This is a genomic window from Variovorax saccharolyticus (assembly GCF_030316765.1).
Classification (GTDB): Bacteria; Pseudomonadota; Gammaproteobacteria; order Burkholderiales; family Burkholderiaceae_C; genus Variovorax; species Variovorax saccharolyticus.
In genome coordinates, this window is the sequence record NZ_JASZYT010000002.1 from 676213 (window position 1) to 689264 (window position 13052).

The window sequence follows — 13052 nt, forward strand, 5'->3', positions numbered from 1 at the left end:
TGCCGGCATGGTCTTCGGCGATCGCCTCTGCGTGTGGGGGGGTCATTCCTCGGTCCTCCTCGGGGTGTCGTTCTTGTTGTTCGGCGCTGCCAGCAGGTCCCGCGCCGCCACCAGCCACTCGAACACCGCGCGCGGCGAATCGAGCCGGTGCAGCGCCTGGCTGGGGCCGGAGCCCACCTTGATCGCGATGCCGCCGCGGGGCTGCACCACGGCGAAGCCGTTCTCGTCGGTGGTGTCGTCGCCGGCGAACACCGGCGTCCGGCCGGCGAATGGCGCTTCCTCCATGAAGGCGGCGATCGCGACGCCCTTGTGGATGCCTGCCGGCTTGACCTCGAACACGAACTTGCCGTGCATCAGTTCGAGTTGCGGCTGGTCGAAGATGATGCGCGCCATCGCGTCGCGGCAGACCGCTTCGAGCTGCGGCGCCAGGCGGTAGTGGAGCGCGATGGCGGCGTGCTTGCGTTCCACCAGCAGGCCTTCATGCACGCGCGCGAGTTCGTTGGCGGCGTCGAGCACCCGCGTCAGCTCGGGCGCGCGCTGCTCCTGCATGCGGCCTTCGGCGTCGCGGCGCTGCACGCCATGCTCGCCGGCGGCCGGCAGGCGCAGCGGGGCGAGGAAGCGGTCGAGCACGTCGATCTGGCGGCCCGAGACGACCGCCAGCGCGCCGCCGAGCAGGTCACGCAGGTCGCCGAGCAAGCCCACCATGGCAGGCGGGACGTGGATCGCCTCGGGGGTCTCGGCAAGCTCCACCAGGGTGCCGTCGAAATCGAGGAAGAGGGCCGCGTCGGGAGTAAGTCGGGGGGGCGTCTGCATGGAGGGAAAACCATAGCAGACTCGAAGCCCCCGCAGCGTCGGTCAATGTCGATAGATCGCTCTGCGCCCGATCTCAGGGCGCCGGCAGCGCCGCCGCGATCGCTGCGATCCGGGCGCGGGCGATCGCCTCGCCGATCTTCGGGCCGGCGGCACCGGCCGCCTGGGCTTCGCGCGCGATCGGCTCGGTGGCCACCGCGCGGGCGGCCGCCAGCGCCGCGAGCAGCCGCTGGCGCTGCGGATAGGGCGCGTCTTCGAGGCCCAGACGCCCGCGCGCATCGCACTCGCAGGCCAGCAGCACGTCGTCGAAGCGCTCGGGCTTGCGGAAGGCGTCGCAGCGCTCGAGCAGCCGCACGAGAGCGGCCGCGTTGAGATCTGCACTGCGGTGGATGTTGCCGTGCTCGCGCGCCACCACGTCGGCCAGCTCGCGCAACTCGACCGGCACCCGCCAGCGCTCGCACACCGCGCGCAGCAGCTTCGCGCTGCGCTGCTCGTGCCCGATGTGGCGCGGCAGCGCGTCGGCCGGCGTCGTGCCCTTGCCGAGGTCGTGCACCAGGCAGGCGAATCGCACGCCCAGCGGCGCCGCCAGCCGCGCCGCCATGTCGAGCACCATCATCAGGTGCACGCCGGTGTCGACCTCGGGATGATGGGCCTCGGGCTGCGGCACGCCCCACAGGCGATCGACCTCGGGCAGCAGCACCGGCAGCGCGCCGCAGGCTCGCAGCAGCTCGAACATCCGGGACGGCGAGCCCTCCATGAGGCCGCGCGAGAGTTCCTGCCAGACCCGCTCGGGCACCAGCGCGTCGACCTCGCCGGCCGCCACCATCTCGCGCATCAGCGCCATGGTCTCGGGCGCCACCCGGAAATCCGCGAAGCGGGCTGCGAAGCGCGCCACGCGCAGGATGCGCACCGGGTCCTCGCGGAAGGCCTCGGTGACGTGCCGCAGCCGCCTGTGCTGCAGGTCCTGCTGGCCATGGAAGGGATCGATCAAGTCGGCCGGGTCGAGCCCGAGCTGGTCGGCGGCTACGCGTTCGGCCGGCAGTGCGATCGCGTTGATCGTCAGGTCGCGCCGCGCCAGGTCCTGCTCGAGCGTGACGTCGGGTGCCGCATGGACCACGAAGCCGCGGTACCCCGGCGCGCTCTTGCGCTCGGTGCGCGCGAGGGCGTATTCCTCGCGCGTCTCGGGATGCAGGAACACCGGGAAGTCGCGCCCCACGGGCAGGAAGCCGCGTGCCGCCATCTGCTCGGGCGTGGCGCCGACGACGACCCAGTCGCGGTCGCTGCCGGTACGGCCGAGCAGTGCATCGCGGATCGCGCCGCCGACGAGATAGGTTTGCATCCCGCGAGTCTAGGGCGGACACGCCCTGGGCGAAGCAGGCAGGTTCAGCGGCCGCTGCGGTAGGGCTCCTCGAAGGCAAGGAAGTCCTTCTCGGCCAGCGCGTCGTCGATCCAGGCCTTGACCCCCGGCAGGGCCTGCACGCGTTCGATATAGGCCGTGATGGCGGCGGGCACCGGCAGCCCGTAGGTTTTGATGCGTGTGCCGACCGGCGCGAAGTACGCGTCCGCGATCGTGAATCCGCCGAACAGCATCGGCCCGCCATGCTGCGCCAGCAGGTCTCCCCACATCTGGACGATGCGTTCGAGATCGGATTTCACCTCCGGCTGCTCGCGCAGCAGCCGGGCGCCGACTTCGGGCAGCGAGGCCTCGATGTTCATGCCGCAGTGGCTGCGCAGGCCGCCGAAGCCCGAGTGCATCTCGGCGCAGATGCTGCGCGCGCGGGCGCGGTCGGCGGCCGCCTGCGGCCACAGCTTCTTGTCGGGATGGGTCTCGGCCAGGTACTCGGCGATCGCCAGGGTGTCCCAGATCACCAGGCCACCGTCGACCAGCACCGGCACCTTGGCGACCGGGTTGAGCGCGCCGATGGCGTCCTTGAACTGCGAGCCGGCATCGAAGGAGTCGAAGCGCAGGATGACTTCGTCGAACGGGATGCCGGCCTGCTTCATGAGCACCCAGGGTCGCATCGACCACGACGAGTAGTTCTTGTTGCCGATGTAGAGCTTGGTCATGACGGGCCTCCTGTTGATGCAAAGCCCTCGATGCTAGCGGCGTTGCCGCGAAAGATTGATGCCGTTGCGGCCCGGAATTGATGTCAGGGCCCGGGCTTGTCGTCGGGCGAGGCGATCACGCGCGCCGGGGCACCGGCTTCCGCCGGCGGTCCGACCACCTTTTCGATCAGCGCCACCAGCCTCGGCACCAGCGACAGCACCGCCAGCGCCAGCAGCGCGCTGAGCACCGCCGTGACCTCGCGGCCCAGCCCGCAGGCCATGCCGATGGCGGCCGTCATCCAGAGGCCGGCGGCGGTGGTCAGGCCCTGGACGTTCTGCTCGTCCCGGCCCTGCTTGAGGATGGTGCCGGCGCACAGGAAGCCCACGCCCGCCACCAGTCCCTGGATCACGCGGCTCATGTCGGCCGGCGCGATCCCGGCCTGCTGCGGCACCAGCACGAACATCGCGGAGCCGATCGCGACCAGCATGTGGGTGCGCACGCCCGCGGCCTTGCCCTGCTGCTCGCGCTCGAAGCCCAGCATGAAGCCGAGCACGGCGGCCAGCAGCAGGCGCACGAGGATGCGCAGCACTTGCGCGAGGTCGGGAACGTCGGAGAACTCGGCGGCGAGCACCTCGGTGGTCGCGGCCCAGAAAGATGCGGCCATGCTGCGGCGGGAAGTGGGCGAGGCCGCAGTGTGGCCCGGGTGCCGCGCGTCTGACTGTAGGACGGCGGCACTTTCGGCGCGCTCAGGCGGGCGGCTGCGGCTGCGAGGCGGCCGGCGGGACCAGCTCCACCGTGCGCGGCAGTGCGGGGGCGCTGCCGTGCCAGCGCCGCACGGCGCGCTGGAAGAACATGCTGTTGGGGATCTTGAGCGTCGTGCCTTCGTGCGCGCTGCCGCTTTCCTCGAGCGTGGTGAAGACCAGGTTGATGTCGAGCACGCGGCCCTTGAGTCCCGGCTTCTCGCCGTTCTCCAGCACCTCCACCGTGTCGCCGGGCCAGAACATGCGCGTCATGAAGATCAGCAGCGCGCAGAAGATGTTCGACAGCACGCTCCAGGCGGCGAAGAAGGCCACCGCGCCGACGGCGGCGAAGCTGGTGAAGGCGGTCCACAGCACGCCGCCCGAGACGCCCAGCCGCTCGAGGCCCCACAGCAGGGCGCCGCCGTAGATCAGGAAGGCGGCCGCGCGGCGCGTGACCAGGTCCACGTTGGAGGGCAGCGCGTAGCCCGTGGTCACGCGCAGGATCAGCCGGCGCGCGAATCGGTACAGCAGCCAGGCGCCCGCCAGGATCAGCGCCACCTGGGCCATCGGGATGATGATTTCAAGCCATTCGACGGCCCAGGGCGGGAGCTGGGCGCGCAGGCTCTGCAGGGTTCGGTTCACGCCCGTCCCTCAGGGCAGGTCTTTGTTGGGCTCGGGTTCGCCGGCGTTGCGCGGCCCCACGTTGCCCAGGCGGGACTTGAGCGACTGCGGCTGGCCGCTGATGACGGCCGCGTAGTTGGTGGTGTTCGCGAGCACCTTCTTGACGTAGTCGCGGGTCTCGTTGAAGGGCACGTTCTCGGCCCAGATCGCGGCTTCCATGACCGGTCCGTTGCGCCAGTTGCGCGGCCGGCCGGGGCCGGCGTTGTAGGCCGCCGCGGCCAGGGCCATCGAGCCGTCGAAGTCGTCGAGGGCGAGCTTCAGGTAGTTGGTGCCGATCGTGATGTTGGTGTCGCGGTCGTTGATCTGGCCCGGCGTGAAGTCGCCCATGCCGATCTTCTTGGCCGTCCAGCGCGCGGTGGCGGGCATCACCTGCATCAGTCCGGAGGCGCCGACGCCCGAGCGGGCATCCATGATGAAGCGGCTCTCCTGGCGGATCAGGCCGTAGACGTAGGCCGGATCGAGGCCGATCTCCTGGCTCTTGCGGATCACGGTGTCGTGGAAGGGCATCGGGAAGCGCTGGTCGACGTCGATCACGCCCTTGGTGCGTTCGCTGGTGTTGATGCAGCGGTCCCACACTTCGCGCTGGCAGGCCAGGTCGGCGGCGGCCAGCAGTTCGCGGTCGGCCATGCCGCCCTTGTCGTGCAGGTTGGTGGCGTAGTTCCACTCGCGCGTGCCCTCGGGGCGCAGCCCGATCGCGATCGCGTACAGCGCGCGGTTGAGCGCCGGGTTGCCGCGGGCGGCAGCCTTTTCTTCCGGGGTGAGCGGTGCCGGCCTGGTCGGCGCGGCAGCGCGCTGGCCCAGTTCCTCGAGCGCCAGCAATTCGTAGAAGCCGCGCGTCCCGGCGATGCTCTCGAACAGGACGCGGGCCTGCTCGCGGCGCGCGTCGCCGCCGCCGGCGAGCAGGCCGCGGGCCTTCCAGTAGACCCAGGTCGGGTCTTGCTGCTGGGCTTCGCTCATCGCGTCGATGGCGGCCTGCACGTCCTTCCAGCTGCGCGTGCGCAGGGCTGCGCGGGCCTTCCAGGCCAGCATGTCGTCGGTCAGGTCGCCGAGCTTGGTGACGTTGGCGAAATAGGCGTTGGCCTGCGGCGAGAGCTTGATCGCGAACTGGCGGCCGATCGAGCCCCAGAGCCAGTTGCGCTCCTCGTTCGACAAGGTGGTGTCCCACTTGCCCTCGAGCTGGGCGGCGGCCACGCCCGGGTCGGCGGCGGTCATCTTGAGCAGGGCCAGCACGACCAGCTCGCGGCGCGACTTGGCGACCGCGGTGACCCGGCCAGCCAGGAACTTGGCCGGGCTGGCATTCATTTCGTCGAACAGCGCGATGGCATCCGGTGCCACCAGCATCACGGCGGCGCGCGCCGCCTGCGGCCGGCTGGCCTCGATCGCCAGCCGCGCCTTCTTCCAGGCGTCGTTGGGCGACATCAGGCGGGCGCCGATCATGCGGTCGGCCGCGGTCAGGCAGCCGTCGTCGAGCTCGCGCTGGGCGAACCAGTTGCGCCTCACCTCGTCGGCCTGGGCCTGGGTGGCGCTGCCCGAGCGCAGCGTCTCGACCAGGATCGCGTAGCAGCGCACCTGGGCGTCGTCGTTCATGCGGTATTCGGGATGCAGCGCGCCGAAGCTGTCCCAGTCGCGGCGCTGGCCGGCCAGCAGCAGCCAGTCGTTGCGCATCCGGTCTTCCTGGTAGGTGCCGGCATAGCGGGAGAGGAAATCCTGCACCTCCTGCGGGCTGGTCTCGCCCAGCCGCGCCTTCAGTTCCCAGTAGGCGGCCCAGGGCTCGAGCACGTGGCCGCGCGCCTGCGGCAACAGGGCCGCCAGCCGGGCCTTGTCGCCGCGCTGCGAAGCCTGCTTCATCTGCAGCAGGACGTCGTCGCTGCCGCTTTGCGCGTGGGCCGGCTGCAGCCATGCGGCGGCGGCCAGGACGAGCGAAAAGGCGAGGGTGGAAAAAGAGGCCTGGGGGAGGCGTCGCGCGGATGCCAAAATGCTTGCGAACTGCATCGGGGGATTATGGACAAGTCAAAGGGTGCCGACACCTCGTCAACGGCCACTTTTCTCAAGGGACAACTGCGTGCGGCGCTGATCGAGCAGCGCCTGGCGATGCCCGATCGCCTGGCGCGCGCCGACCTGCTTCAGCGCGTGATGCGGATCTGGCTGGTGGGCCGGCCCGACACCGTGATCGGCGCCTACTGGCCGATCAAGGGCGAGTTCGACCCGCTGCCGGCGCTGCACCGCTGGAAAGAGGACGGCGAACTGCTCGACGAGCCGCAGCGCCGCCGCATCGGGCTGCCGGTGGTCGACCGGGTCCACAAGACGCTGACCTTCCATGCCTGGTACCCGGGCTGCCCGATGGAAAACGATGCCTTCGACATCCCCAAGCCCAAGGACACCGAGCTGATCGTGCCGACGCTGCTGTTCGTGCCCTGCCTCGGCTACAGCGCCGGCGGCTACAGGCTGGGCTACGGCGGCGGCTTCTACGACCGCACGCTGGCGGCGCTGGAGCCGCGGCCGTTCACGGTCGGGCTGGGCTTCGGCAACGGTTTCATCGACGACTTCGAGCCCGAGGCGCACGACCTGCCGCTCGACGCCATCCTGAACGACAACGGCGTCGTCTGGCCGATCGGTTGAGCTCGCCCCCAGCTTGCCCGGCGCTGCGCCGGCCGCTTGAAGTCAATCGATGTTGTCGACGGTGTCGGGGTCGGGCACCTCGCCGATCGTTTCCCGGGTCGTCACGGCCTGGGCCTGCAGCCATTCGCAGAAGGCCTGGATCTCGGGCCGCGGCGCGCTGCGCGGGCCGGTGATCAGCCAGTAGGCCATCGGCGAATCCATGCGGTGCTGGGGCAGCACCTCGACCAGGTCGCCGTTGGCCAGGCTTTCGGCGATCAGCGAGCTGCGCGCCAGCACCACGCCTTGCCCGGTGAGCGCCGCCTGCACCATCTGGTAGGCATAGTTGAAGTAGAGCCAGCGCCGGGGCTGGGCGCGCGGCATGTCGTTGACCTCGAACCAGCGGCGCCAGGTCAGCCACTCGAGGTGCGTGCGATGGGCGTCGCCGGCCTCGATCAGGGTGAAGCGGGCGATGTCGGCCGGCGCCTTGATCGCCGGATTGCTCTTGATCAGCCAGGGGCTCGCCACCGGGGTGATGGTTTCGCCGAACAGGCGCAGCGCCCCGGCCGGCATGTTCTCGCGCGGGCCGTAGCGCAGCGCGATGTCGACATCGGCGACGTCCATGTCGAGCGCGACGTCGCTGGCGTCGATGCGGATGTCGATTTCCGGGTTGTCGCGCTGGAAGGCCTCGAGCCGCGGGATCAGCCACATCGAGGCGAACGAGGCGAAGGTGGTGAGCGACACGCTCTTGCGGCCCGCGTTCTGGCGGATCTGGCGCACCGCACCGTCGATCCGCGGCAGCGACTGCTGCACCGCCAGCAGCAGCTGGGCGCCGGCGCCGGTCAGTTCGACCGCCCGCGTGTGGCGCAGGAACAGGCCGACCCCCACCTCTTCCTCGAGCGACTGGATCTGCCGGCTCACGGCCGATTGGGTCAGCGCCATTTCCTCGGCGGCGGCGCGGAAATTCAGGTGCCGGGCCACCGCCTCGAAGGCTCGCAGGTGGCCGGCGGAGATCGGGCGGGAACGCAGATGGGTCTGGGAATGAAGCACGGCGGGGGGCCTCGGCCAAGGATTGATTGATGCGAAACCGGAATCAGTAGGCTACCGCGTTTTCATTGGACTGCCAACGAGCCGAGGAAGATCATTCATTCCCGAAGCGCGCCATTGCGGAGCGCTCAACCAGGAGTCCAACATGTCTGCCGTCTGCACCACCACCTCGCTTTCGTCCGCCGCCCTGGCTCGCCCGGCCGCCGTGCCGCCCGCGGTGCGTCGCGGTGCATGGCAGCTCGATGCCGGCCACGCGATGAGCCTCAGGGCCGCCAGCGCCAGCGTGCTGCGCATTCGGCAGGGCAGGGTCTGGGTGACCCGCGACGCCACCGCCCACGCCGGCAGCGAGGATCTGGTTCTGGCACCGGGCGAGTCGCTGGCGGTCGCGGCCGGCGAACGGATCGTGATGGAGCCGTGGGACAGCCACGGCACCACCTACAGCTGGGACGCGGCCTGAGCCCATCGGGCCGGAGCGGGCGCGGCTTGCGCGCCCTCGCTCAGCCTGCAATGTCGAAGCGCGGGCGCAGCGAGAGGAAGCGCTGCAGCGCCTCGGCGCCCTGCAAGGCATGGAAGTCCGCCAGGTCCTCCTGTTCCTCGACCTGCGCCAGGCCCATCTCGAAGCGCTGGTAGCGCCGCGCCGCCAGGCTGCCCTCGAACAGCACGCACAGGTCCGTGTGGCGTCGATCGGCTTCCAGTCGCATCATCAGCGAGCGGACTTTCTCGCGCGGCCCCTCGAAGTGCTGGCAGAAGCGCTGGCCGTCGAACACCAGCAGGCCGGTGATGCCGTCGTCGGCATTGCGGGCGCGGGCCCGCGAGACGATGCGGCCGACCACCTCGGTCGGCTGGTCCGGCGCCAGCAGGCTGCAGTAGAGGATTTCGTGGAGTTCGTGCATCAGTGTCAGGAAGGGAGGGCGAGCGCAGTGTAGGAGCCGCCCCGCCGCGCGAAAATGTCAAAAGACACAGCGGCCTGGCCTATAGTGTTCAAGTGAAATTCGAGGACTATCCGGCCCCTGTCTCCCCGCCGCGATGCGCCCATCCCTGCGAAGAATGCGGGCTGCGCAGGAGTCCTGCCTTCCTCGCGGTCTCGGCCGCCGAACTGGACGCCATCCAGTCGTTTCGCAGCGGCACGCGGGTGGTCGAGGCCGGCGGACGCATCGTCGGCGAGGACCGGCCTTCGGCCCAGCTCTACACCCTCTATTCGGGTTGGGCCTTCCGCTACAAGACGCTCAGCGACGGCCGCCGCCAGATCCTCAGCTTCCTGCTCCCCGGCGATTTCATCGGCCTTCAGGATGAATTCGCCGACGGCCACACGCATGGGGTCGAGGCCGTGACCGGCACCACCCTGTGCACCTTCGAGCGCGACACCTTGTGGGAACTTTTCCACACCCAGCCCAAGCTGGGCTACCACATCACCTGGCTGGCCGCGCGCGAGGAGAAACTGGTCGACGACAACCTCGTGACCGCCGGGCGACGCAACGCCGGCGAAAGAGTCGCGATGCTGCTGATGCACCTGTACCGGCGCGCCGAGCGTGCCGGCATGGTGCGCGACGGCTGGGCCGAGTTTCCGTTCAATCAGCAGCACATCGCGGACGCGCTCGGCCTGTCGCTGGTCCACACCAACAAGACCCTGCGGCGTCTCCAGCGACTGGGGCTGTACAAGCTCGACAGCGGCTGGCTGCGCATCCTCGAGCCGCATGCCCTGGAGGCGCTGGGCGACTACTTCGAGCGGCCGATGCTGCCGGCGCCGCTGATCTGAGCCCCCACGCAGTCCGCCTTGGGGCGGCCCGGCGGCGGACTGAATCCGGTCGCGCTCAGGTGCGGCGGTAGACGCGCCCGATGAGGCTGGCGACCGCGAGCGCCAGCCGGCGCTTGGCCAGGGCGCCGTCCGAGTACACCTTGATCGGCGCATTGGCGAAGCGGTAGTAGGCCTTGCTGGCGAGCGAGGGCGGGCGGCCGCCGAGCGCCTGCCGCACGTGGCCGCCGTGCCAGGGCTTGACCGAGCCGATCGCGTGCGACAGGTAGTAGCCGCCGTTCGCGAAATCCATGGCCTCCGGACCGGCCGTGTTGAGCGGCGCCTCGGTGACCGTGAGCGCGAAGTTCATGGCATCCTGGTCGGTCGAATGGAACAGCGTCGCGGAGCCGCCGGCCTTCAGCGTCCGGGCGTTGGCGTTGTGCGACACCACCAGGTCGCACAGGCGGCGCCAGAGGTCCAGAAAGTCGAGGTGCTGGCGCGAGACCGCGATGAACCCGGCGTTGTAGTAGCGCTCGAGCTGCCGCCGGGGCGTCGCGCCGTGGGGCGCGAAGAAGCGGTTCCACAGCAGCCGCTTCGGATGGCGGGCCGGAAAGCAGGCGTTGACGTCCTCAACCAGCGAGATGCCGTCTTCGGTGAACCAGCCCATGAACGACGGCCAGTCGCACTTGACCACGATGTCGGGGTCCACGTACGCCACAACGGTCGCCTCCGGCGCATGCCGCTCCAGCATCTCGCGCAGGAAGGTGGGCTTGTAGTAGGTGAAGTGCAGCGGCGTGTCGAGCTCGAGCAGGCGCAGCCGGAGGGTCGGCGCGACCTGGATCTCACCGGTCGCCTTCTCGTAGCCGGGCGCGTCGACGATCCATGCAGGGAGCGGGCCGCGGTATCCGACCCACAGGTCGCCCACGTAGCCCGAGGCGATCAGGGAGTTGGACAGCGCCGCCACACCGAAGTGGTAGTTTCCTTCGAAGAGCGTGCAGAGTGTGATGTTCATGAAGCGTCAAGGAAATTGCCGCCAAGTGTAAACAAATGTTCTAAATGTGGGGTGGACTTCCGGCGCTCATTGCGGGGCTGCCAACTCGCGCAGGTCGTCTTCGTAGCGCTGCAGCCGTCGCGCGGCCTGCTCGCGCTGGCTGGCGCTGGTCTGGTTGTGAAGTGCGGCGATGGTGGTGCAGGACTCCTGGCGCATCCGGCGCTGGCGCTCGCGCGAGGGCCCGGGCGGCGGCTCCGCGATCCGCATCATGTAGGCGTGCAGCGCCGCCCGCGCCGTGGCCTGCGGCGGCTTCTCGGCCTGGAACCGGCCCAGCAGCTGCAACGCCTCCTGCTGGCGCTGGCGGCGCTCGTGGTCCAGCTCGCGCGGATCGAAAGCGGATCGCTCGACCAGCTGGCGCAGGAATTCGCGCTGCCCGCCATCGAGCCGGCCATAGAAATCCTCGCTGCGGTCGAGGAACTGGTCGTAGCGCTTCTCTCGCTGCTGGGCCGGGCTTCGATCGAGCCAGTCTTTTCTGTATTCGGCGTTGACCTTTCCGTACTTGCGGGCGAGATGATCCAGCTGCGACGCGTTGAGACTGAGCGCCAGCGCCGTGCCCGCGGGTTCCGCCTGCTCGGCCAGGGCCAGCACGCGCAGCCGGACGGCGTCGAACACCTCGCAGGCCTGCTCCGGCGTCAGATCGGCTGCCGCCAGCGCCTGCGCCTGCTGCAGCAGGTCGGCGATCTTCGGCAGTTCCTCGCGCCGGTGCCAGTCCAGCAGCCGGTGCAGTTCGTCGCGGACCCGCGGCGTTTGCCCGGGGTCGAAGTCGACGTAGCCGTCGAGCCACCAATAGCCGACTTCGGGCAGGTTGTTGTAGGCGAGCTTGACCGCGCTGCAGGCGGCGAGGGCGGCGCCGACCATCAGCGCACCGATAATTCGCGCCAGCATTGCGCAACGTATTCGGGAAAGTGGCATGAATCAGATTCCGCAGGACAACCAGGAGCCTCTAGACGTCGTCATCATGGCGGCCGGCAAGGGCACGCGCATGAAGAGCAGCCTGCCCAAAGTGTTGCATCGTTTGGGCGGACGCGCACTGGTGGCGCACGTGATCGCCACCGCGAAGGGCATCGGCGCGCGCCAGATCGTGGTCGTTACCGGGCATGGCGCGCCCGAGGTCGAGGCCACCCTCGAGGGGACCATGGCCGATGCGCCGCTGCAGTTCGCGCGCCAGATGCCGCAGCTGGGCACCGGCCACGCGGTTCAGCAGGCGGCCCCGCTGCTGCCCGACGACGGCACTGTGCTGGTGCTGTCCGGCGACGTGCCGCTGATCGATGGCGAGACGCTGCGCGCGCTCGCGGCCGACAGCGCCGGGCGCCGGCTGGCGCTGTTGACCATCGAGGTCGACGAGCCCAGGGGCTACGGCCGCATCGTGCGCGTTGCGGGCGGCTCCGGGGACGAGGGCGAGATCCAGTCGATCGTCGAGGAGAAGGACGCCACCGAGGCTCAGCGCGCGATCCGCGAGATCTACAGCGGCGTGATGGCGGTGCCGGCGCGGCTGCTCAAGACCTGGCTGGCGCGGCTCGACAACAAGAATGCCCAGGGCGAGTACTACCTGACCGACATCGTCGGCTTGGCGACCGTGGACGGCGTGCCGGTGGTCGCGCACCGCACCGAGGATGCGCTGCAGGTTGCGGGTGTCAACAGCCCTGCGCAACTGGCGGCGCTCGAGCGCGCCTACCAGCTGCGCCAGGCCCAGGCGCTGATGGCCGAAGGCGTGCGGCTGGCCGACCCGGCGCGCTTCGACCTGCGAGGCACGCTGGTGTGCGAGTCGGATGTCGAGATCGACGTCAACTGCGTCTTCGAGGGCGCGGTATCGCTGGGCGCGGACGTGCGCATCGGCGCCAACTGCGTGATCGCCAATGCGCGCATCGAGTCCGGCGCGGTGATCCATCCCTTCACCCACATCGACGGCGAAAAGGCCGGCGTCACGGTCGGCGCCGGCGCCCTGGTCGGGCCGTTCGCGCGGCTGCGGCCCGGAGCCCGGCTCGGCGCCGAGGTCCACATCGGCAACTTCGTGGAGGTCAAGAACTCGACGCTCGCCGACGGCGCCAAGGCCAACCACCTGGCCTACCTGGGTGACGCCACGGTCGGCCAGCGCGTCAACTACGGTGCCGGCAGCATCACGGCCAACTACGACGGCGCCAACAAGCACCGCACGATCATCGGCGACGACGTCCACGTGGGCAGCAACTGCGTGCTGGTGGCGCCGATCACGATCGGCGCCGGCGGCACCATCGGCGGCGGCTCGACCATCACCAAGAGCACCGAGCCCGGGGCGCTGACGATCTCGCGCGCCAGGCAGGCCAGCTTCGCCGCCTGGAAGCGGCCGCAGAAGGCGCCGAAGAACTAGGA

Annotated in this window: 14 protein-coding genes; 4 read left to right on the plus strand and 10 right to left on the minus strand. The window is 69.9% G+C overall.

The window, feature by feature from the left end; all coding sequences use genetic code 11:
• Nucleotides 1-42: 42 nt before the first annotated feature.
• The 6 genes from otsB to QTI45_RS09335 all read right to left on the minus strand — a co-directional run bounded on the left by otsB (nucleotide 43) and on the right by QTI45_RS09335 (nucleotide 6270).
• A complete protein-coding gene (otsB, locus tag QTI45_RS09310; protein ID WP_286368927.1) occupies nucleotides 43-813 on the minus strand; it encodes a trehalose-phosphatase in 771 nt (256 codons plus the stop codon).
• Between the two features lie 73 nt (nucleotides 814-886).
• Nucleotides 887-2149 (minus strand): multifunctional CCA addition/repair protein, encoded by a 1263-nt coding sequence (locus tag QTI45_RS09315; protein ID WP_286654138.1) that lies wholly within the window; start codon nucleotides 2147-2149, stop codon nucleotides 887-889.
• Nucleotides 2150-2193: 44 nt separating this feature from the next.
• Nucleotides 2194-2877: a glutathione S-transferase family protein gene (locus QTI45_RS09320; protein ID WP_286654139.1), complete on the minus strand. Its 684-nt coding sequence runs from the start codon at nucleotides 2875-2877 to the stop codon at nucleotides 2194-2196.
• An 83-nt stretch (nucleotides 2878-2960) separates the two neighbouring features.
• Nucleotides 2961-3521 (minus strand): MgtC/SapB family protein, encoded by a 561-nt coding sequence (locus QTI45_RS09325; protein ID WP_286654140.1) that lies wholly within the window; start codon nucleotides 3519-3521, stop codon nucleotides 2961-2963.
• 82 nt (nucleotides 3522-3603) lie between these two features.
• A complete protein-coding gene (locus tag QTI45_RS09330) occupies nucleotides 3604-4239 on the minus strand; it encodes a mechanosensitive ion channel family protein (RefSeq protein ID WP_286368931.1) in 636 nt (211 codons plus the stop codon).
• Between the two features lie 9 nt (nucleotides 4240-4248).
• Entirely contained in the window at nucleotides 4249-6270 is a 2022-nt protein-coding gene (locus QTI45_RS09335) for a lytic transglycosylase domain-containing protein (protein WP_286654141.1), read from the minus strand.
• A 9-nt stretch (nucleotides 6271-6279) separates the two neighbouring features.
• Here QTI45_RS09335 and QTI45_RS09340 point away from each other — a divergent pair, with 9 nt between their 5' ends.
• The gene (locus tag QTI45_RS09340; protein ID WP_286368933.1) at nucleotides 6280-6897 is read left to right on the plus strand and encodes a 5-formyltetrahydrofolate cyclo-ligase; all 618 of its coding nucleotides are present in this window, start codon (nucleotides 6280-6282) and stop codon (nucleotides 6895-6897) included.
• A gap of 42 nt (nucleotides 6898-6939) precedes the next feature.
• On the opposite strand, the gene QTI45_RS09345 is transcribed toward QTI45_RS09340, so the two are convergent.
• Entirely contained in the window at nucleotides 6940-7923 is a 984-nt protein-coding gene (locus QTI45_RS09345) for a LysR substrate-binding domain-containing protein (RefSeq protein ID WP_286368934.1), read from the minus strand.
• A gap of 142 nt (nucleotides 7924-8065) precedes the next feature.
• Here QTI45_RS09345 and QTI45_RS09350 point away from each other — a divergent pair, with 142 nt between their 5' ends.
• Nucleotides 8066-8377 (plus strand): DUF2917 domain-containing protein, encoded by a 312-nt coding sequence (locus QTI45_RS09350; RefSeq protein WP_286368935.1) that lies wholly within the window; start codon nucleotides 8066-8068, stop codon nucleotides 8375-8377.
• A 40-nt stretch (nucleotides 8378-8417) separates the two neighbouring features.
• On the opposite strand, the gene QTI45_RS09355 is transcribed toward QTI45_RS09350, so the two are convergent.
• Nucleotides 8418-8813 carry a BLUF domain-containing protein gene (locus tag QTI45_RS09355; protein WP_286368936.1) on the minus strand — a complete coding sequence of 132 codons (396 nt, stop codon included), beginning with the start codon at nucleotides 8811-8813 and terminating at the stop codon, nucleotides 8418-8420.
• A 92-nt stretch (nucleotides 8814-8905) separates the two neighbouring features.
• On the opposite strand from QTI45_RS09355, the gene QTI45_RS09360 reads away from it, so the two are divergent.
• Nucleotides 8906-9676, plus strand: coding sequence for a Crp/Fnr family transcriptional regulator (locus QTI45_RS09360; protein WP_286654142.1), 771 nt, complete (start codon nucleotides 8906-8908; stop codon nucleotides 9674-9676).
• Nucleotides 9677-9731: 55 nt separating this feature from the next.
• Here QTI45_RS09360 and QTI45_RS09365 read toward each other — a convergent pair whose 3' ends face one another.
• Nucleotides 9732-10664 (minus strand): hypothetical protein, encoded by a 933-nt coding sequence (locus tag QTI45_RS09365; RefSeq protein ID WP_286654143.1) that lies wholly within the window; start codon nucleotides 10662-10664, stop codon nucleotides 9732-9734.
• 66 nt (nucleotides 10665-10730) lie between these two features.
• Nucleotides 10731-11588, minus strand: coding sequence for a DUF6279 family lipoprotein (locus tag QTI45_RS09370; RefSeq protein ID WP_286654144.1), 858 nt, complete (start codon nucleotides 11586-11588; stop codon nucleotides 10731-10733).
• Between the two features lie 25 nt (nucleotides 11589-11613).
• On the opposite strand from QTI45_RS09370, the gene glmU reads away from it, so the two are divergent.
• On the plus strand, nucleotides 11614-13050 hold the full coding sequence (gene glmU / locus QTI45_RS09375) for a bifunctional UDP-N-acetylglucosamine diphosphorylase/glucosamine-1-phosphate N-acetyltransferase GlmU (protein WP_286654145.1): 1437 nt from the start codon (nucleotides 11614-11616) through the stop codon (nucleotides 13048-13050).
• Nucleotides 13051-13052 lie beyond the last annotated feature (2 nt).

Excerpts from the sequence above, each read along its gene's own strand:
- otsB (WP_286368927.1), bottom strand. The coding sequence starts at position 813 with ATGCAGACGCCCCCCCGACTTACTCCCGACGCGGCCCTCTTCCTCGAT.
- QTI45_RS09315 (WP_286654138.1), bottom strand. The coding sequence starts at position 2,149 with ATGCAAACCTATCTCGTCGGCGGCGCGATCCGCGATGCACTGCTCGGC.
- QTI45_RS09320 (WP_286654139.1), bottom strand. The coding sequence starts at position 2,877 with ATGACCAAGCTCTACATCGGCAACAAGAACTACTCGTCGTGGTCGATG.
- QTI45_RS09325 (WP_286654140.1), bottom strand. The coding sequence starts at position 3,521 with ATGGCCGCATCTTTCTGGGCCGCGACCACCGAGGTGCTCGCCGCCGAG.
- QTI45_RS09335 (WP_286654141.1), bottom strand. The coding sequence starts at position 6,270 with ATGCAGTTCGCAAGCATTTTGGCATCCGCGCGACGCCTCCCCCAGGCC.
- QTI45_RS09340 (WP_286368933.1), top strand. The coding sequence starts at position 6,280 with ATGGACAAGTCAAAGGGTGCCGACACCTCGTCAACGGCCACTTTTCTC.
- QTI45_RS09350 (WP_286368935.1), top strand. The coding sequence starts at position 8,066 with ATGTCTGCCGTCTGCACCACCACCTCGCTTTCGTCCGCCGCCCTGGCT.
- QTI45_RS09355 (WP_286368936.1), bottom strand. The coding sequence starts at position 8,813 with ATGCACGAACTCCACGAAATCCTCTACTGCAGCCTGCTGGCGCCGGAC.
- QTI45_RS09365 (WP_286654143.1), bottom strand. The coding sequence starts at position 10,664 with ATGAACATCACACTCTGCACGCTCTTCGAAGGAAACTACCACTTCGGT.
- QTI45_RS09370 (WP_286654144.1), bottom strand. The coding sequence starts at position 11,588 with ATGCTGGCGCGAATTATCGGTGCGCTGATGGTCGGCGCCGCCCTCGCC.
- glmU (WP_286654145.1), top strand. The coding sequence starts at position 11,614 with ATGAATCAGATTCCGCAGGACAACCAGGAGCCTCTAGACGTCGTCATC.